At 36.7% G+C, this 18,925-nt stretch carries 19 protein-coding genes; 3 read left to right on the top strand and 16 right to left on the bottom strand.

The window, feature by feature from the left end; all coding sequences use genetic code 11:
* Positions 1-8: 8 nt before the first annotated feature.
* Genes dsrK through ABXT69_RS02090 form a run of 4 tightly spaced genes read right to left on the bottom strand, consistent with a single transcriptional unit; the run spans position 9 to position 4,145 of the window.
* Positions 9-1,541 carry a sulfate reduction electron transfer complex DsrMKJOP subunit DsrK gene (gene dsrK, locus ABXT69_RS02105; protein WP_416678772.1) on the bottom strand — a complete coding sequence of 511 codons (1,533 nt, stop codon included), beginning with the start codon at positions 1,539-1,541 and terminating at the stop codon, positions 9-11.
* Between the two features lie 2 nt (positions 1,542-1,543).
* Positions 1,544-2,317: a respiratory nitrate reductase subunit gamma gene (locus tag ABXT69_RS02100; protein ID WP_416678771.1), complete on the bottom strand. Its 774-nt coding sequence runs from the start codon at positions 2,315-2,317 to the stop codon at positions 1,544-1,546.
* Between the two features lie 48 nt (positions 2,318-2,365).
* The gene (locus ABXT69_RS02095; protein WP_416678769.1) at positions 2,366-2,689 is read right to left on the bottom strand and encodes a TusE/DsrC/DsvC family sulfur relay protein; all 324 of its coding nucleotides are present in this window, start codon (positions 2,687-2,689) and stop codon (positions 2,366-2,368) included.
* Between the two features lie 16 nt (positions 2,690-2,705).
* Positions 2,706-4,145, bottom strand: coding sequence for a glutamate synthase subunit beta (locus tag ABXT69_RS02090; protein ID WP_416678766.1), 1,440 nt, complete (start codon positions 4,143-4,145; stop codon positions 2,706-2,708).
* 162 nt (positions 4,146-4,307) lie between these two features.
* On the opposite strand from ABXT69_RS02090, the gene rplS reads away from it, so the two are divergent.
* Entirely contained in the window at positions 4,308-4,658 is a 351-nt protein-coding gene (gene rplS / locus ABXT69_RS02085; RefSeq protein WP_271541566.1) for a 50S ribosomal protein L19, read from the top strand.
* An 83-nt stretch (positions 4,659-4,741) separates the two neighbouring features.
* Positions 4,742-5,623: a site-specific tyrosine recombinase XerD gene (gene xerD, locus ABXT69_RS02080; RefSeq protein ID WP_416678764.1), complete on the top strand. Its 882-nt coding sequence runs from the start codon at positions 4,742-4,744 to the stop codon at positions 5,621-5,623.
* Between the two features lie 16 nt (positions 5,624-5,639).
* Here the strand turns inward: xerD and ABXT69_RS02075 are convergent, their stop codons facing one another.
* The 6 genes from ABXT69_RS02075 to carA all read right to left on the bottom strand — a co-directional run bounded on the left by ABXT69_RS02075 (position 5,640) and on the right by carA (position 12,896).
* A complete protein-coding gene (locus ABXT69_RS02075) occupies positions 5,640-6,353 on the bottom strand; it encodes a GNAT family N-acetyltransferase (protein ID WP_416678763.1) in 714 nt (237 codons plus the stop codon).
* Positions 6,354-6,369: 16 nt separating this feature from the next.
* Entirely contained in the window at positions 6,370-6,813 is a 444-nt protein-coding gene (locus ABXT69_RS02070) for a GNAT family N-acetyltransferase (RefSeq protein ID WP_416678761.1), read from the bottom strand.
* Positions 6,813-7,943, bottom strand: coding sequence for an aminotransferase class V-fold PLP-dependent enzyme (locus ABXT69_RS02065; protein ID WP_416678759.1), 1,131 nt, complete (start codon positions 7,941-7,943; stop codon positions 6,813-6,815). The genes ABXT69_RS02070 and ABXT69_RS02065 overlap by 1 nt, the downstream gene beginning before the upstream one ends.
* Before the next feature lie 114 nt (positions 7,944-8,057).
* Positions 8,058-8,534, bottom strand: coding sequence for a transcription elongation factor GreA (gene greA, locus ABXT69_RS02060; protein ID WP_416678758.1), 477 nt, complete (start codon positions 8,532-8,534; stop codon positions 8,058-8,060).
* Positions 8,535-8,539: 5 nt separating this feature from the next.
* Complete coding sequence (gene carB, locus ABXT69_RS02055; RefSeq protein ID WP_416678757.1) at positions 8,540-11,749, bottom strand: carbamoyl-phosphate synthase large subunit; 3,210 nt, start codon at positions 11,747-11,749, stop codon at positions 8,540-8,542.
* Between the two features lie 25 nt (positions 11,750-11,774).
* Positions 11,775-12,896 (bottom strand): glutamine-hydrolyzing carbamoyl-phosphate synthase small subunit, encoded by a 1,122-nt coding sequence (gene carA / locus ABXT69_RS02050; protein WP_416678755.1) that lies wholly within the window; start codon positions 12,894-12,896, stop codon positions 11,775-11,777.
* 122 nt (positions 12,897-13,018) lie between these two features.
* Between carA and thiS the strand changes: the two genes are divergently transcribed.
* The gene (gene thiS, locus ABXT69_RS02045) at positions 13,019-13,219 is read left to right on the top strand and encodes a sulfur carrier protein ThiS (RefSeq protein WP_416678753.1); all 201 of its coding nucleotides are present in this window, start codon (positions 13,019-13,021) and stop codon (positions 13,217-13,219) included.
* A gap of 28 nt (positions 13,220-13,247) precedes the next feature.
* Here thiS and prmA read toward each other — a convergent pair whose 3' ends face one another.
* The 6 genes from prmA to ABXT69_RS02015 are packed head-to-tail and all read right to left on the bottom strand — an operon-like array spanning position 13,248 to position 18,819.
* Complete coding sequence (gene prmA, locus ABXT69_RS02040) at positions 13,248-14,126, bottom strand: 50S ribosomal protein L11 methyltransferase (RefSeq protein WP_416678751.1); 879 nt, start codon at positions 14,124-14,126, stop codon at positions 13,248-13,250.
* Between the two features lie 43 nt (positions 14,127-14,169).
* Positions 14,170-16,767 carry an alanine--tRNA ligase gene (gene alaS / locus ABXT69_RS02035; RefSeq protein WP_416678749.1) on the bottom strand — a complete coding sequence of 866 codons (2,598 nt, stop codon included), beginning with the start codon at positions 16,765-16,767 and terminating at the stop codon, positions 14,170-14,172.
* A gap of 48 nt (positions 16,768-16,815) precedes the next feature.
* Complete coding sequence (locus tag ABXT69_RS02030; protein WP_416678748.1) at positions 16,816-17,145, bottom strand: type II toxin-antitoxin system PemK/MazF family toxin; 330 nt, start codon at positions 17,143-17,145, stop codon at positions 16,816-16,818.
* Entirely contained in the window at positions 17,127-17,339 is a 213-nt protein-coding gene (locus tag ABXT69_RS02025; protein ID WP_416678745.1) for an AbrB/MazE/SpoVT family DNA-binding domain-containing protein, read from the bottom strand. The genes ABXT69_RS02030 and ABXT69_RS02025 overlap by 19 nt, the downstream gene beginning before the upstream one ends.
* Positions 17,340-17,380: 41 nt before the next feature.
* Positions 17,381-17,995 carry an L-threonylcarbamoyladenylate synthase gene (locus ABXT69_RS02020; RefSeq protein ID WP_416678744.1) on the bottom strand — a complete coding sequence of 205 codons (615 nt, stop codon included), beginning with the start codon at positions 17,993-17,995 and terminating at the stop codon, positions 17,381-17,383.
* Positions 17,995-18,819, bottom strand: a complete 825-nt coding sequence (locus ABXT69_RS02015) for a PHP domain-containing protein (RefSeq protein ID WP_416678742.1) — start codon at positions 18,817-18,819, stop codon at positions 17,995-17,997. Before ABXT69_RS02015 ends, ABXT69_RS02020 begins: the two co-directional genes overlap by 1 nt.
* Between the last annotated feature and the right edge of the window lie 106 nt (positions 18,820-18,925).

Genomic DNA, 18,925 nt, shown 5'->3' with positions numbered 1-18,925 from the left:
CTTCTAGCTTAAGCTTCTGGATCTTTAGTTAAAATAATTGCATCACTTACCAATTGATGAACACTTACAATCATGTATGGATCAAAATCATAATTAGGCAGTACCTTAGAAAACTGTGATTTACATATAGCGCAGATTGCAGCCAATGTGTTAACACCATTGTCTTGTTCACTTTGCTTTAGGGCATGCATTCTTGGTTTTGCTCCCTTTATTCTTAAATCAATAAGATCATCGGTAAGAAGTCCACCGCCGCCGCCACAACAAAAGGTAGCAGACTTTATTGTGGATTTATGCATATCTGAAAAGTTATTACATGCGGCCTTAATTACCTCTCTTGGAAGAATAAACTGGCCATTTTCAATATCACCCATATTACTTCCACGCGCAACATTACACGAGTCATGGAAAGTTACAACTCGATGATCGTTTTTAGACTTATCAAATGACAATTTATTTCTTTGGATTAAATCATACGTAAATTCAATCATATGTTGTGGCTGAGGATAATTACTATCTAATTGGTTTTGAAGTTTTAATGAATATTCATCACTTCCTCCACCACCCAAGCCAGTAAGGGTATTCCAAAAACTATAAGCTACTCGCCATGCATGTCCACACTCACCAACCACAACACGTTTAACATTCAAGTCAAGTGCTGCCTTACGAATTCGCAATGCTCCCTGCCTCATAACATCATAATTACCAATAAACATCCCAAAATTTGCAGCCTCAGAGGCATAAGAACTTAATGTCCAGCTTACACCGCTTTGATGAAAAACTTTAGCATAGCCAATAAGCCCATCAATATGGGGTTCAGCAAAGAAGTCTGCTGAAGGAGTGACCATTAAAACTACAGAATTTTTAATATCAAGAGGCAACTTAATACTGACACCAGTTTCCTCTTCAATCTCCTCCTCTAAGTCAGCTAAAGTATCTCTAAGAGCTGGCTCTGGCATCCCTAAATTATTGCCAATTTTATTAATTTTTCCTAAAATTTGGTTAGGGTATTTTTGTCCCACACCAATTGCATTCATTACCTCACGAGCTGCCATTGAAATTTCAGCAGTATCAATTCCAATCGGGCAGAATACCGCACATCTTCGACATTGTGAGCACTGGTGAAAATAGTTATACCAATCATCTAGCATATCCTCATCAAAGTCTTTAGCACCTACTAGTTTTGGAAAATACTTCCCAGCAAAAGTAAAGTGCCTCCTATAAACACTTCTAAATAAATCTTGCCTAGCAACTGGCATATTTTTAGGATCAGCCGTTCCTAAATAATAGTGGCACTTATCAGTACAAACACCACACTTCATACAGGAATCCAAAAATACTTGTACAGACCGATATTTAGATTTAGTTTCCGCAATTTTATTGATTGCTACTTGCTGCCAGTTATCTATTTTTTCGCCTGGAAATCCTAGGTCTTTTTGAATATCTATACTCGCCTTAAAAGGACCTTTACCAGCCATTGAGTCTTTTTTTAATGGCGGAATCGCAAGATAGGTAGGAAGTTTTTCAATACTATTTTTAGACATAATTAGCTCCCTTTATCCTTAGTGTGCTCGATATCAATTTTGGTATTTTTTTCTTTTTGCATAGCCCAATGGGAGATATGCCTCTTTTTACGCGCATCATCCACTTGATTAAGCGTTGGAGCAAAGAATATACCTGGACCATGTAATAATTTTGATATTGGGAAAATAGCTATAAGAAAAAATACTGGAAAAATATGAGCTAAGAAAATCCCTTCTGATGGCAATTCAGACCACTTAAAAGTAATTAAACCTTCTGCAAAATTTTTCACAAGGAGCATGTTTGGATGATTATTTGCAAAGGTCATTATCATTCCACTTGCACCAATAAAAATTATTAATAGCAACATAAGATAATCTGATGGTGCAGAAATATATCTAACCCTATCCACAAAAATCCTTCTACCTAGTAATCCAAGTAAACCAAAAATAAGAGGATAAGCAGCGTATTTTAATGATTCAGTTTTAAGTAATATTAATGGAATTTCACCAGGCCAAAAATAAACCAAATGACGAAAAAAAAGAAGGACTAGAGCAAGATGAAAACTCCAACCAAAAAGCCAAGTCCACTTACTTGATTTAAAAAGAGTTGCAAATAAAAAAACTTCTTTAGTAAGTCTTAAAAATACTCCAGATTTTGTTAATGGAGCAGGCGCAATAGGTATTTTAAGCGGTGCAGGGGTATTCCAATATTGAACAATCTTATAAGAAAGTCCTGTAATAAAGATTAATACAGAAAAGTAGAAAAAGAGTGTAAAGAAAATGCTGATTGATGACATATGACTTATTTTTTATCTCAAAATGAAAGTCAAGATTAATTTTTCATTCTAAACACAGCCTGTTGGTTTAGGGAGACCAGCGAATCGACATCCCTGCTTAGCAGGACCATATGGAAAAAGCGAATAGAGGTAACGAGAATTTCCTTTGTCATTACCCAGTTTTTTAGCTATTGCCTTTGTAAGAACTCTTACTGCAGGGGCAAACTCATATTCTTTATAATAAGCCTGAAGAAAATTAATAACCTCCCAATGCTCAGTGGAGAGATTTATACCATCCTCTTCAGACATCGTATTGGCAATCTCAACACTCCAATCTGAAACATTTAACAAGTAACCCTCTTCATCTACTTCTGCGCCTAGTATTTCAGCCATAGTATTTCTCAATCCTTTAAGAGTTTACTAGAAAATTATTTACACTATTTGCAACGCCACGGCCTTCATTGATTGCCCAAACCACTAGTGACTGACCTCTTCGGCAGTCTCCAGCTGAGAAAATTCCTTTTTGGGAAGTAGTATACTCACCATGCTCAGCTTTATAATTTCCGCGTTCATCAATATCAATATTTGCATCTTCACTTAGATAGTGCTCAGGAGAAAGAAAGCCCATTGAAAGGAGAACCAGCTCAGCATCCCAGGTTTTTTCAGTTCCATCAATTTCATTTAATTTACCATCTACAAGTTCAACATTAACTGTTTTAATTCCACTCACATGTCCATCCTTATCTTTAATGAAAGACTTTGTGAGAAGTTGATATTGCCTTGGATCTTTACCAAAAACTTTATTAGATTCTTCATGCCCATAATCAACACGAAAAATTACTGGCCACTCTGGCCAAGGATTAGTTTCAGAGCGAACCTCTGGGGGCTGACTCATTAATTCAAAATTGGTTATAGATTTAGCGCCCTGTCTTAGGGAGGTGCCTATGCAGTCAGTTCCAGTGTCGCCACCACCAATTACAATGACATTTTTGCCTTTAGCAGAGAGCTTACTTTTGTCTGCATAGCCATTATCCAAAAGACTTTTAGTATTGGAAGTCAAGTACTCCATAGCAGGATAAATCCCAATAGCATTTCGATTTTCAGCTGGCAAGTCTCTTGCCTTTGTTGCGCCAGTTGTAAAAACAACAGCATCAAATGATTTTTTCAAATCTTTCGTTGAAATATCTTTACCAATATCAGTATTAGTAATAAACTCAACGCCCTCTTGTCTTAATAAATCTACGCGGCGATCAACAACATCTTTGCCTAGCTTCATATTAGGAATGCCATACATTAGAAGACCACCAATTCGATCACTTCGCTCATAAACAGTTACAGAGTAACCTATTTGATTAAGTTCATCAGCAGCAGCTAACCCTGCTGGTCCAGAACCTACTAAAGCTACTTTTTTTTCAATTCGAGTATTAACTGTTCTCGGCTTTATCCAGCCCTCTTCAAACCCTTTGTCAACTATAGCTAACTCAATATTTTTGATTGTAACCGCTGGATTATTTAATCCAAGAACACATGAACCCTCGCATGGAGCAGGACAAACTCTTCCAGTAAATTCTGGGAAATTGTTTGTCTTTTCTAATCGCTGTAATGCCTCTTTCCATTCATTATTGTAAACAAGGTCATTCCATTCAGGAATCAAATTATCTATTGGGCATCCACTTGAAGACTGGCAGAATGGAACTCCACAATCCATACAACGTGCCCCTTGCTCTTTAAGCTGATCTAAATTATGGGTATCAGCAAATATCTCACCAAAATCCTTTATACGAATTTCTACTTCACGATAGGATTCGACTTGCCTATCTAGCTCTAAAAATCCCGTTACTTTGCCCATTATTTGTTTTTTAAAAATATTATTTTGATTATCTCATATTATGGTTAAAGCATTTAAAAAATAATATGATTAATATCTATTTAATAGCCCTTAGCTTCTTGTGTAGGATAGAAAAAATATGTATAATTACGGCTTTTTCAGAAACGCTTAAAAGGTAGAAACGTGAATTTAATTGATCAAATCGAAAGTGAGCAACTAAGATCGGACATTCCTGAATTTTCTTCAGGAGATACTGTAGTAGTTCAGGTAAAGGTCCGTGAGGGAACTCGTGAGAGATTACAGGCCTTTGAAGGTGTTGTTATTGCAATAAAAAACCGTGGAATAAGCTCTGCGTTTACTGTCCGGAAAATATCTCATGGTGAAGGAGTTGAGAGAGTCTTTCAAACTCATTCAACTATGATTGATAGCGTAACAGTTAAACGAAGTGGTAAGGTTCGTCAAGCAAAATTGTATTATCTTAGAGGACTTACTGGAAAAGCTGCCCGTATTAAAGAAAAACTTAAAAAGAAATAATAATTTTTTTTAGTTCTAAATGCCAGTTTTTACTGGCATTTTTTTTGCCCCATTTACAAAATACTCACGTAGAATAATCCCTAATGAATAGTGATCTGATAGACAAATTTATTGATTTCTACTGGCTAACAACTGGCGCAAGTAAAAATACCTTAAGTGCGTATCGCTCTGATCTTAAAATTTTTAGTAAGTGGCTTAATAATAATTCGCTTATAGATGTTGATAAGAAACAGATACAAGATTATTTTTCATATAGAAAAGATTCAAATATAAGTGCCTCAACTCAGTCTAGAATGCTAACTTGTCTTCATTCTTTCTATCAATATTTATCTGACAAACAGAACTTAAAAATTGACCCAACTGAACAATTAGATTATCCAAAATTAGAAAAAAAATTACCAGTATTTTTAAATATTCAAGAAGTTGAACGCTTGCTAGAGGCGCCAAATAGTAAATCATTATTTGGTCAGAGGGATCGAGCAATGCTTGAATTGCTATACTCATGTGGGCTACGAGTCTCTGAGCTAATTAATTTAAGTTATCATAACATTAATCTAAAAGATGAATTTATACGCATTCATGGGAAAGGAAATAAAGAAAGATTACTGCCAATGGGCGAAATTGCAATTGATTATTTAACAAAATATGAACTCAATTCAAGGCCAGCACTATTAAAAAATGGTCAGAGCGATAGCTACTTTTTATCAAATAGAGGAAGGGCAATGTCTCGACAAAATTTCTTCTATATTATTAAAGATTATGCATCAAAAGCAGGAATAGATAAGCCACTCTCGCCTCACTCTCTAAGGCATGCCTTTGCTACTCACCTTGTTCAAAAAGGAGCTGACCTTCGCTCTGTTCAATTGATGCTTGGACATAGCGATATTTCAAGCACTCAACTCTATACACATATTCAAAATGCACAGCTTAAGGCGCAGCATCAAAAGCATCACCCAAGAGGATAAAACACTAGACTAAAGTTTACGAGCAATCAAGATTGTCTAGCTTGTATAGCAGGGGCTTTGTTAAAGCTGAAAGTGAGACTATTGGCAACCCTTGTTTATCAAAATTGCTACTGGATAGGTACTTCTTAAAGCAATCTTCAACTTTTTCCCAATCCTTATCAATAATTGCAAACCAAGCCGTATCACGATTTTGACCCTTTACGATAGCCATTTGCCTAAAAACGCCTTCGTATGAAAAACCGAGTCTTTGAGCTGAGTTACGTGATCTTAGATTAAGAGCATTACACTTCCACTCATATCTTCTATAGCCATTATCAAATGCCCACTTCATCATTAAAAACATTGCTTCAGTTGCTTCAGTCGTTCTTTGAAGAAGTGGGGAATAGTTTATATGACCCACTTCAATTAAACCATCAGCTGGATTAATTCTTAAATAACTTGCAATACCAATCGCTATATTGAGTTTTTTACTAATAATTGCAAAAAAGACAGGATCGTCTTTTTTTTCAAATGATTCTATCCATTTATGATATTCAGGCTCAGCTTTAAAGGGACCATAGGGAAGATAAGCCCAGTTAATATTCACCTTATCTAATGCATTAGACAAAAAAAGCTCTTTAGAAAACTTGTCTGCAATCAAAGGCTTTAGACTAACCAATTTTCCTTCAATTGAGATGCCTCTTGGATGTGGAGGCTCTGAAAAATTATTTACAATTTCACCAAATTTCATAAATAAGTCCTTGAAACTATTTTGACTGCATTTGATAAGTTACAAAATCGATTGTTACTGAAATCTTATCATAAACTGCTCGCGCCCTATGATTATCACTTGCAGTAATCCACCTAACATACGGCCAATCTTTCTTTTCAGCAAGTGATTTAAGTTCTTTAAATAAAGACTGAACTACACCAGACCCCCTATGATCTGGATGAACATATAAGTCGTCTAAAAAACCAATTAGTGTGCCCCTTAATGGAGATGGCATTTCTCTAAAATGCATAAAACCAACTAAATTTCCCTGAGAAGATCTAGCGCCAATAGCATAAAACTTATTTTCTTCATCAAATATCCATGACCAGACTGTATCAAGAATATCATCATTCATTGGCATTTTATAAAAGTCAGCATAACCTTGATAAAGTTTACACCATTGTTCTTTATCATTTATTTTTAGACTCTCTACTCTCATTATGCCATTAATTGTTTAAAGGCAACCTCAAGCCTGTCCACAGCAGCATCAACATCTTTAAGTTTATCTAGTCCAAACAAACCAAGTCTGAATGTTTGATAATCATCTCCTTCATCACACTTTAGAGGAACGCCAGCTGCAATTTGCATGCCCATATCTTTAAATTTTGCACCATTGTGTATTTCTTTATCAGAGGTATAACTCACAACAACTCCTGGAGCAAGAAAGCCATCAGCTGCAACACTAATAAAATTATATTTACTTAGTAGCCCTCTTACTCTATCTCCAAGCTCTTGTTGTTTTTGACGCGCAGTATCAAAACCAAATTCAGCAGTTTCATTAATGGTATCTCGAAAGTGCTTAATTGCATCTGTAGGCATTGTCGCATGATAAGCATGCCCACCATTTTCATAGGCCTGCATAATCTGAAGCCACTTAAGAAGGTCACATGAGTAGCTTGTACTTTGTGTCTCATGTATCTTTTTAGAGGCATTTGATGAAAGCATTACCATTCCAAATGATGGCGATGCACTCCAACCTTTTTGAGGTGCACTCACTAAAATATCAACTCCAAGTTTCTTCATATCGATCCATATAGCGCCTGAAGCAATGCAGTCTAGAACAAACATTCCACCAACTGAGTGAACCGCTTCTGCAACAGTTTGAATATAGTCATCAGGAAGAATAATTCCGGCCGATGTTTCTACATGAGGTGCAAAAACCATAACTGGTTTTTGACTTTTAATTTGATTTACAACTTCATTAACATCTACAGGAGCAAATGGAGCTTGAGATCCATCAGTGATTTTGCTAGCTTTTAAGACTACTTGCTCAGAAGGAATATCGCCCATTTCAAGAATCTGTGACCAGCGATAGCTAAACCATCCGTTTCTCAAAACTAAACAACTTTTATCAGTTGCAAATTGTCGAGCTACAGCTTCCATTGCATAGGTGCCTCCGCCAGGAACTAAAACAACTGCTTCAGCGCTGTAGACCTTCTTTAGTGATGCAGAAACCTCATTCATTACGCTTTGGAATGAATTAGACATGTGATTAAGCGATCTATCCGTATAGACTACTGAGTATTCTAAGAGTCCATCAGGATCAATATTTGGTAATAAACCTGGCATTTTATAACTCCATTAATTGTAATTAAATAAAAGAATACAACAATTCTACACAGAATTGAAAAAAAAATATGAGGAAAAAACTGAAATAACTAGAGAGCTAAAAGATGAATTAAACTATATATAAAGAACTTCAAGAATTTCATAAAGAATGTCACCTTTAGGAGCCTTAACAGTGACCTCATCGCCCTCTTCATTTCCAAATAGAGCATTAGCTATTGGTGAATGACAAGAAATTTTACCAAGCTCAATATCAGCTTCGTCTTCTCCAACAATTTGGTAAGTAGTTTCAGTATCATCAGAAAGATTCAAAAGTTTAACTGTGGTTCCAAATACACAACGGCCATCCTGGTTAAGCTGCCTAACATCTATGACTTGTAATCGAGATAACTTAGATCCAATATCTTGAATTCTTCCTTCAATGAAGCCTTGTTCTTCTTTAGCAGCGTGATATTCAGCATTCTCTTTTAAATCACCATGTTCTCTGGCCGTAGCAATGTCACTTACTATTCTTGGGCGCTCTTCATCTTTAAGTCTTAGTAGCTCAACTTCAAGAGCTTTGGCTCCACTAACTGTTATAGGTATTGTGTCCATAAAATTTATTTGTGAATTGATTGTAAAGAGCGAACTTCAAGTTTATTTGGAGACATTAAACCATCAAGCATAGCAAAAGCTGCTGCAACTGTTGTCGTACATGGAATCTTATGAATCAATGCTTGACAACGAATAACTGAGGCATCTTCTAATCCTTGTGAATCATCAGTTGAATTAATAATTAAACTGATTTCATCATTTTTAATCGCATCAACAATATGCGGCGAACCCTCTGAAACTTTATTAACCATTGTACATTCAAGGCCAGCTTGTTTGAGAATTTCTTGATTTGTGCGTGTTGCAACAATTTCAAAATTGTGATTAATTAGTCTTTGTCCTAACTCCACAAGCCTTTCCCTATCAAGAGTTCGAAGACTTACTAACACTTTGCCACTAGTAGGAATTATATCGCCTGCTGCAAGAAATGCCTTATCAAATGCTGAAGGGAAATCTGGACCAACTCCCATGACCTCTCCAGTTGATCTCATTTCTGGGCCTAAAAATGGATCGACTCCTAGAAATTTATTAAATGGAAAAACTGATTCTTTAACTGAGTAATGCTTGGGAATGATCTCTGATGTAAAGTTTTGCTCTTCCAAGGATATTCCAGCCATTACACGTGCTGCAATATTTGCAATTGGAGCGCCAGTTGCTTTAGAAACAAATGGAACAGTTCTAGAAGCTCTTGGGTTTACTTCAATTACGTAAATCTCACCATCTTGATATGCAAGCTGAGTATTCATTAAACCAATTACATTAAGCTCCTTAGCCATTAGCTTAACTTGCTTTCTCATCTCATCAAGAACATCATCAGGAAGTGAATGCGGCGGTAATGAGCATGCAGAGTCTCCAGAATGAATTCCCGCCTGCTCAATATGCTCCATAATTCCGCCAATAACAATATCTTTGCCGTCACTTATTACATCAATATCAACTTCGATTGCATGATCTAAAAATGAATCTAGCAATACTGGAGAATCATTAGAAACTTGAACTGCAGTTTTCATATAACGCTCTAAATTTTCCTTGTTATACACAATCTCCATTGCGCGGCCACCTAGAACGTATGAAGGCCTAACAACCAGAGGGAATCCAATAGAATCTGCAATCTCTGCTGCTTCCTCTTGTGATCGGGCAGTTCCATTAACAGGCTGCTTAAGGCTTAGTTTTTGAATCATTTTTTGAAAGCGTTCTCTATCTTCAGCCAGATCAATCGAGTCTGGACTAGTTCCTATAATTTTTGCCCCACTTTTTTCCAGAGCTGCAGCAAGCTTGAGCGGGGTTTGTCCACCGTAATGAACAATAACACCTTCGGGCCTCTCAATGTCTATTACTGCCAAAACGTCTTCAAGTGTTAGTGGCTCAAAATATAACCGATCCGAAACATCATAATCCGTAGATACAGTTTCAGGATTACAGTTAACCATAATAGTTTCAAATCCATCTTTTTGAAGGGCTAAGGAGGCATGAACACAGCAATAATCGAACTCTATGCCTTGTCCAATTCTATTTGGACCGCCGCCTAAAATCATAATCTTTTTATTATTTGTTGGCTTTGCCTCACACTCAGACTGATAGGTGGAATATAGATAAGCCGTTTGTGTATCAAACTCTGCAGCACAACTATCCACTCTCTTAAAAACTGGCTTGATATCTAAAGATAATCTTTTATCTCTAAAAACTTCTTCAGTGCATTGAAGCAGATCAGATAATCGTTTATCCGAAAAACCTTTTTGCTTTAATTTATATATTGTTTCAGAGCTAAGTTTGCCTAAATCAGAGCCTTCAATTCTTTTTTCTGATAGGACAAGATCTTCTACTTGGGATAAAAACCAAGGGTCAATTTTAGAAAGATCAAATGCATCTTTTAAGCTCATACCCATCCTAAATGCATCAGCTAAATAAAATATTCTATCTGCTCCAGCAGACAAAAGCTCACTTCTAATTTTTCCCTTAGCATCTTCAGCATTAATATCTACAATTGGGTCTAAACCTGATTTGTCTGTCTCAAGACCTCTTATGGCTTTTTGAAAAGACTCCTGAAAAGTTGAGCCCATTGCCATCACCTCGCCTACAGACTTCATTTGAGTTGTAAGTCGGTCATCGGCTTGAGGAAATTTTTCAAAAGCAAATCTTGGGATTTTTGTAACAACATAATCAATAGATGGCTCAAATGATGCAGGTGTTTTACCGCCTGTAATATCATTATCTAATTCATCTAGTGTGAACCCAACTGCTAATTTAGCAGCTACTTTTGCAATAGGAAATCCAGTTGCCTTTGATGCAAGTGCTGACGATCTAGAAACTCTCGGATTCATCTCAATGATTGTTAGCCTTCCATTCTCAGGGTTGACAGCAAATTGAACATTAGAGCCTCCTGTGTCAACTCCAATTTCCCTAAGAACCATAAGTGAAGCGTTTCGCATTACTTGGTATTCTTTATCAGTCAAAGTTTGAGCTGGAGCAACTGTGATTGAGTCACCTGTATGGATTCCCATTGGGTCAAAATTCTCAATAGCGCAAATGATAATACAGTTATCCTTACTATCTCTAACAACCTCCATTTCAAACTCTTTCCAACCTAAGATTGATTCTTCAATTAAGAGTTCATTAGTCGGTGATAAATCAAGTCCTCGCTGACATATTTCTATAAATTGCTCTTTATTGTAAGCAATTCCACCACCAGACCCGCCCATTGTAAATGACGGCCTAATAATGGTTGGATAGCCAACTTGCTCTTGAACCTTAAGAGCTTCATCAATAGTATGCGCAATGGCTGCCTTTGGCATATCAAGGCCAATTTTTAACATGGCTTGGCGAAATAATTCTCTATCTTCTGCCTTATCAATGGCCTCTTTATTTGCACCAATCATCTCAACATTATGCTTTTCTAATACGCCATGACGATCCAGATCTAATGCACAATTAAGTGCTGTCTGGCCACCCATAGTTGGTAGCAAGGCATCAGGCTTTTCTTTTTCAATAATTTTTTCAACTGTCCTCCACTCGATTGGCTCGATATAAGTCGCGTCAGCCATTTTAGGATCAGTCATAATGGTTGCAGGATTTGAATTTACCAAAATTACTCGATATCCCTCTTCTCGAAGAGCCTTACATGCTTGTGCACCAGAATAATCAAACTCACAGGCTTGTCCAATAACAATTGGCCCTGCTCCAATAATTAAAATACTTTTTATGTCTTGTCTTTTAGGCATCTTTATTCAGATTTAAGGTTTAATTTCATTTTGCCATGAGTCCTATAAATTCATCGAACAGGTAACTTACGTCATGGGGCCCAGGTGATGCTTCGGGATGACCTTGAAAGCTATAGGCAGGTTTATTCTTTACCCTTATACCTTGAATGCTTTTATCAAACAATGATCTATGACTTACTTCAATATTATCTGGAATGCCCTTTTCTGAAACCGCAAAGCCATGATTTTGGGAGGTGATCATCACTTTTTTTGATTTAAGGTCTTGGACTGGATGGTTTGCCCCATGATGACCAAATTTCATTTTCTCTGTATTAGCCCCAGACGCAATTGATAAAAGTTGGTGACCTAGGCATATTCCAAAAATTGGAATATTTTTTTCTAATAATTGTTTAATACTTGTAATCGCATAATCGCATGGCTCAGGATCTCCAGGACCATTTGAAAGAAAAACACCATCAGGATTTGTTGCTAGTAAGTCCTCAAGAGGAGCCTTTGCATTAAAGACTGTAAGCTCACAACCTCTATCAACCAACATTCTTAAAATATTTTTCTTGGCTCCATAGTCATAGACTGCAACTTTAAATTTTGAAGATGTCTTGTTAAAAGTAGAATTTTTTATGTTGAAAGATCCTTGATTAAAGGAGTAAGTTTTAGGAGTGGATACCACTTTAGCCAAATCCATATTTTTAAGACCAGAAAAATCTTTTGCTTTTTGAATGGCCTTATTCGAATCTATTTTATTAGAGGCCATTATGCAGCCTTTAAGGGCGCCATGTGTTCTTAGGTGGCGAGTCAAAGCTCTAGTATCAATATTTGAAATTGCAACTATATTATTACTCAATAGGTAGTTATCAAGACTCATCTCAGAGCGCCAATTGCTATAAGCAAGTGGTAAGTTTCTAATAATTAATCCAGCAGCATAGACACTTGATGATTCTTCATCAACTATATTTATTCCAGTATTACCAATATGAGGATAAGTGAGTGCAACGATTTGTTGATTGTAAGATGGGTCAGTTAGTATTTCTTGATACCCCGTCATTGCAGTATTAAAGACCACCTCGCCAACTGTTTCGCCAATAGATCCAATAGATTCTCCCCAGAAAACAGTACCATCTTCGAGTGCTAATATGGCAGTTTGAGGCAAAACTTTACTCCTGGTAGAGGTCAGAAAACTTGAGAAATTTTACCATGTGTTTAAGGTTAACTTATCCTGAATTTTATATTCCAATGTTATAATGAACTTGCTTATAACAATTCAGTGCATTTGTGAAAATTCTAGTAAACGGTGAAAAAATATCACTCCCTGAAGATTCAAATATTGAAGATCTAATTGTTCATCTAGGTTATCAAAATCAGCGAATTGCAATCGAAATCAATGAATCAATTATTCCAAAATCTAATCATTCTTCTTTTCTACTCAAAGACCTAGACAAGGTTGAAGTGATTAATGCAGTTGGTGGTGGCTAGGCAGCTGTGATAAATTTAACGATGGTTTTTATTTTCTTTTTCCGGAAATTCTAAACCATTCACCCTTATTGGCAACTTCAATATTAGAAAAATTGATTGAATAGTATTTAACCACCCTATCAACTTGTTCTTTTAAAATTCCAGATAGTAGAAGCATTCCATTAGTATGAACTAAATCGGAAAATAATGGCTCCAACTCAACCAATGGATTGGCCAAAATATTAGCTATTAATAAATCACATTTCCTATCATTCCCCTGGTTTATTGAATGAATTGTTGTAATTGTATTTTCACACTTATTTTTAGCTACATTTTCTTTGCTTGAAAGTACCGCTTGAGGGTCATTATCAATAGCGATAACACTTTTAGCACCAAACTTTGCAGCTGCTATTGCCAATATCCCAGTACCACAACCAAAATCAATAACATTAAGATTTTTTGGTGGATTTGAATCTAAATATTCGAGGCATAGACTGGTTGTTTGATGTGTTCCAGTTCCAAAAGCCAGCCCTGGATCCATATGAATTACAATAGAGTCATTTGAAAGGATAGATTCAGTATCCCATGAAGGGCAAACCCAAAGTCTTTTACCAAAGCGCATTGAAGGAAAATCTTTTTGGCACTCCTCTTCCCAAACTCTATCTTTAAGCGTTTCAGTATCTATAACAACAATATTACAGATGTCTGAAATTGAAGTTTCAATAGATTTTTGATTTACCTCTGAAGAAAATAAAGCATTTACTTTAACGGTATCCCACAAAGGAGTTTGCCCAACTGGAGGCTCATAAATTGCATCATCAAGAGCGTCAGAGTAGGATATTGATACACTTCCCAAACCCATCAAAACCTCTGAAACAAGATCTGTTTCAGATTTTTTAACTTCAAAAGATATTTGTTTCCAAATCATAAAAAAATTATATCTAGCATTATGTTTGGCTTAATTAATCCGCTTAGAGTAAATCTTTAATTGAACTTAATGCCATTGGCAATTTTTCAGGCTCTGTGCCACCGCCTTGAGCCATATCCGCTCGGCCTCCACCTTTACCGCCAACCTGAGTAGCAACATGGTTCAAAATATTACCCGCTTGGTATTTATCCGTCAGGTTTTTTGTAACCGCTGCAACAAGAGACACTTTTTTGTCAGAAACAACTGCCAATACAACTATAGCTGAGCCAAGCTTATCTTTTAGTTTATCTGCCAAATCTCTTAAATCTTTTGCAGGAATATCTAAAACTTCAGTGGCCAAAACCTTAACACCTTTAACTTCAATAGCTTTGGATAAAAGTGAGTCACCTTGATCACTTGCTAATTGTTTCTGAAAAACTGCTATCTGCTTCACAAGGTTTTTTTGATTACTAATTAACTGCTTCACTTTATCTAAAGCCATTGAATTGCTTGATTTTGTAAGACTTGCAATCATACTAAGAGTATTTTCATTTTTTTTATCAAGCTGATAAGCGTCAATCCCTGTAACTGCCTCTATTCTTCTAACTCCAGCAGCAATGCCGCTCTCAGAAATAACTTTAAACCTACCAATATCTCCTAGCCTTTGAACATGGGTGCCCCCACAAAGCTCAACAGAAAAATTATCATCGCCCATTGAAAGAACCCTAACTGAATCTCCATATTTCTCCCCAAAAAGAGCCATTGCGCCTTTCTTCTTAGCGGTCTTGATATCAGTCTCTTCAGTGATCACTTGTGAGTTGCCTAAAATTTGCTCATTAACTATTGCCTCAACTTTGTCTAAATTAGCTCTTGATACGACCTCATCATGTGAGAAATCAAATCGTAGCTTTTCAGATTCAACCAGAGAGCCTTTTTGATTTACTTGATCACCAAGAACCTGCCTTAAAGCTTCATGTAAAAGGTGAGTTGCTGAATGATTGTTCATGATTTTCTTGCGTCTATTTTGATCAATTGCTGCTTCAACCGCATCTCCAACTTGGAGCACGCCTTTAGCTTGAATGCCATGATGTTCAAATGCATTTGAAGCCTGCTTTTGAGTATCAGTAACTTTAAATTGCGCACCATTTTTTGACAAAGTCCCATGGTCACCACTTTGACCACCAGACTCGCCATAGAAGCTACTTTTATCGATAACCACAATGGCTTGCTCACCCTCACTGAGTGAATCTACAGATTTATTGTCTTTAATAATAGCGCTAATAATTGCGCTATTTTTTAATTGCACATAACCTAAAAACTCAGTTGAATTTTCGATGATTATCGTGGATTTTTTAGAGTCAAAATCACCCGCTTTTCGGGCACGCTCTTTCTGGAGCGTCATTTCAGTCTCAAAGCCGTCCATATTGACATTAAGGCCTCGCTCTCTTGCTACGTCTGCCGTTAAGTCAACTGGGAAACCATAAGTGTCGTAAAGTTTGAAGGCCACCACTCCGCTTATCTCTTTCCCAGAAATTCCCTCGATTGCTGATTCAAGAATTCCCATGCCCGTGTCTAAAGTCTGTATAAATCTGTCTTCTTCCTTTTTGAGAACTTTTTCAACATGGGATTGATTAGCACTCAATTCTGGATAGGCATTCTTATTTTGACTTGCTAAGAATGAAGCGAGTTTATAAAAAAATATTTCTTTAATTCCTAATTTATGACCATGCCTTATTGCCCTTCGAATTATTCTTCGAAGTACGTAGCCTCTGCCTTCGTTAGAAGGAATGATGCCATCAACAATCATAAATGCAGTAGAGCGGATATGATCAGCAATTACTCTAACAGATGCATGGCTAGCTTGGATTTTTTGAGCCTTGGGTGTAAGATTTACAATCGCGCTTGTTAGCTCTTTAAAAATATCAATATCATAGTTATTATTTTGGTGTTGCAAAACAGCGGCTAATCTTTCAAGACCCATTCCTGTATCAACTCCTGTTGACTTAAGGGGTACCAATTCTTCGTCTTGCTGGCGATTAAACTGCATAAAGACCAAATTCCAAATCTCAATAAATCTGTCACCATCTTCCTCAGGTGTTCCTGGGGGGCCGCCCTGTATATGTTCACCATGGTCATAAAAAATCTCACTGCATGGACCGCATGGACCCGTATCACCCATCTGCCAAAAATTATCTTTAGCACCGCAGCGTGAAATTCTCTCTCTAGGGAAGCCTATCTCGTTGACCCAAATATCAGCTGCCTCATCATCATCCTCAAAGACGCTAACCCAAAGCTTATCTTTTGGAAGTCCAAGCTCTACTGTTAAAAAGTCCCAGGCAAAGCGAATCGCCTCACTTTTAAAATAATCGCCAAAGCTAAAATTACCAAGCATTTCAAAAAATGTGTGATGGCGAGCTGTATAACCAACATTATCTAAATCATTGTGCTTTCCACCTGCTCTAACGCACCTTTGAGATGATACAGCACGATTGAATGAGCTTTTTGTCGCTCCAGTAAAAATGTCTTTAAAGGGTACCATCCCAGCATTAACAAATAACAAAGTGTTATCGTTATGCGGCACCAAAGACGCGCTCTGCTGAATTGAATGTCCATGGCTTTCGAAGTAGCTTAAAAATTTCTGTCTTATTTCATCAGTTTTCATTTCAAAATTGATTTATTAAAAGTAAAGATTATTATACTCATGGGCCAATTAGAGGGCAAAAAACTCTTGAAGACAGCCACATAGATTTACCTGAACACCTAATTCAAGCTTACCTAATTTTTTGATAAAGCAAAATTTTTCTACAGCTCTAATCTGGTCAACCATAATATACCCTTTTAAGCCTTCAAATTCACATTCAACTCTGCTTGGAAGCTCTTCACTAGAAGTCGTCATTGGGGCAACCATAAGGCTTGGTAAATCATTTAATTCATCAGGAGTGACAATGGCGCATAAGCCAAGATTATCAACCACTCTGCCATGTTCAGGATTTTTCATGACTAGCCAAACATCAAAACGTTTCATTGATTTTTTCGCCATTCCCAAGTGGCAGTTAACTGATCTTGTTTAATGTTATTTGTCCACCCTACACGCGCTTTTTTATCGGGAGTAATAAGTAAACCACTGTCTAGAACAACAAAATCTAGCTCTATATTTTCAAGATTAGCCAGCGCAATTATTGGTTTAGGAATCCTTATTCCCTGTGAGTTGCCTATTTTAATTATTTTTGCCATAATGTAATTATATTGTAATTACATTACAAAAACAAGTTGGATTAATTTAAAAAATCAATACTACCGGCGCCCTCTCTTAAAAATACAACTCCATCACCCGTTAAGTCAATTACAGTAGTTGGCTCTGGCGGGCAATGGCCTGCATCAATTATAAGATCGGTCGAACCATTAAGTGCAACCTTAACATCATTACAATTATAAAATTCATAACCCTTTATTATTAATGAAACACTCATCATAGGCTCAGTCAAATTTTCGAGTATTGCCTGAACTATAGGATTATTTGATACTCGGATGCCAATAGTTTTACTTTTTCCATTAAGTAAACGATTAGGAATATCTTTTGATCCTTCCAAAATAAACGTATAAGCGCCAGGTAATATTTTTTTTAATAGTCTAAAACCTGCATTATTTAATTTTGCGTATTCGCCAACGTGAGACAAGTCTTTTAGCATCAAAGTAAAGTGGTGGTGCTTACTCAACTTTCGTATATTAACAATTTGATCCATAGCTTTTTTATTTCCAAGGGTACAGCCCAAGGCGTAACCTGAATCTGTTGGATAAGCTATAACGCCTCCCCTTTCTAAAACATCAATAACCTGCTTAATGAATCGTGACTGAGGGTTTTCAGAGTGAATACTTATAACAGCTGACATTAGAGGTATCTCCAAATAGCCTTTTCAGGGTCCGGTAAATCTCTTAAATTACCTATCCGCACTCTTTGATTTGGCCATCCATGAAAGTCAGAGCCACAAGATGCAAGTAAGTTATAGTCTTTAGTCCATTGACTGCTTAAATTAATCTCATCTTGAGTACTAGTTCCAGTCACAACCTCTAATCCATCACCCAATACATCTTTGAAATCAATTAGCATATTTTTAATTTTAGTATTAGTCATTCTATATCTAAGCGGGTGGGCTATTAGAGCTTTTCCACCAGCTGCATGAATCCATTTAACAACATCATCATAGCCCTCCCACTGAACACCAACTCCTCCGGGCTTCTTACCTGTCAGATAGTGCCTAAATACTGATTTCATATCTTTACAATATCCCTCACTAACTAGCATTTGTGCAAAATGTGTTCGGGTCAACATGTTAGTTTTGCTGAAGGCTTGAGTCTTCTCTAGTGCACCTGTAATTCCAGAGCGCCAAAGTCCAAGAGCTATTTTTTCCGCTCTTTCTTTACGTAGTTCTTGATTATGCTCTAGCCCAGTTTGAAGAGTGTCATTATTAATATCGACACCTAAGCCTAGAATGTGGATGGCCATATTTCGCCAAAGTGCTGATATTTCAACGCCATTAACAAGGTTTAAGTTTAATGAATCCGCCTCTAATTGGGCTTCAGCAATTCCGTCAGTAGTGTCATGATCTGTTAATGAAAATAAATCACATCCAGCCTGGCTAGCAAGCCTAACAACCTCAGTAGGTGAAAGAACGCCATCTGAATAGTATGAATGATTATGTAGATCTGCTTTCATTATTTACTTTATTATAATCTAAAAGTTGATTTAACTCGGAAGCCCTTTAATTTCTAGAATGTAGCTAAAAACTAAATGACTTAAAGTTAATTTACAATAGCTCCAT

Source organism: Candidatus Pseudothioglobus sp. Uisw_016, from assembly GCF_048087635.1.
Taxonomy (GTDB): domain Bacteria; phylum Pseudomonadota; class Gammaproteobacteria; order PS1; family Pseudothioglobaceae; genus Pseudothioglobus.
This window is presented reverse-complemented; position numbering and strand designations above follow the sequence as displayed.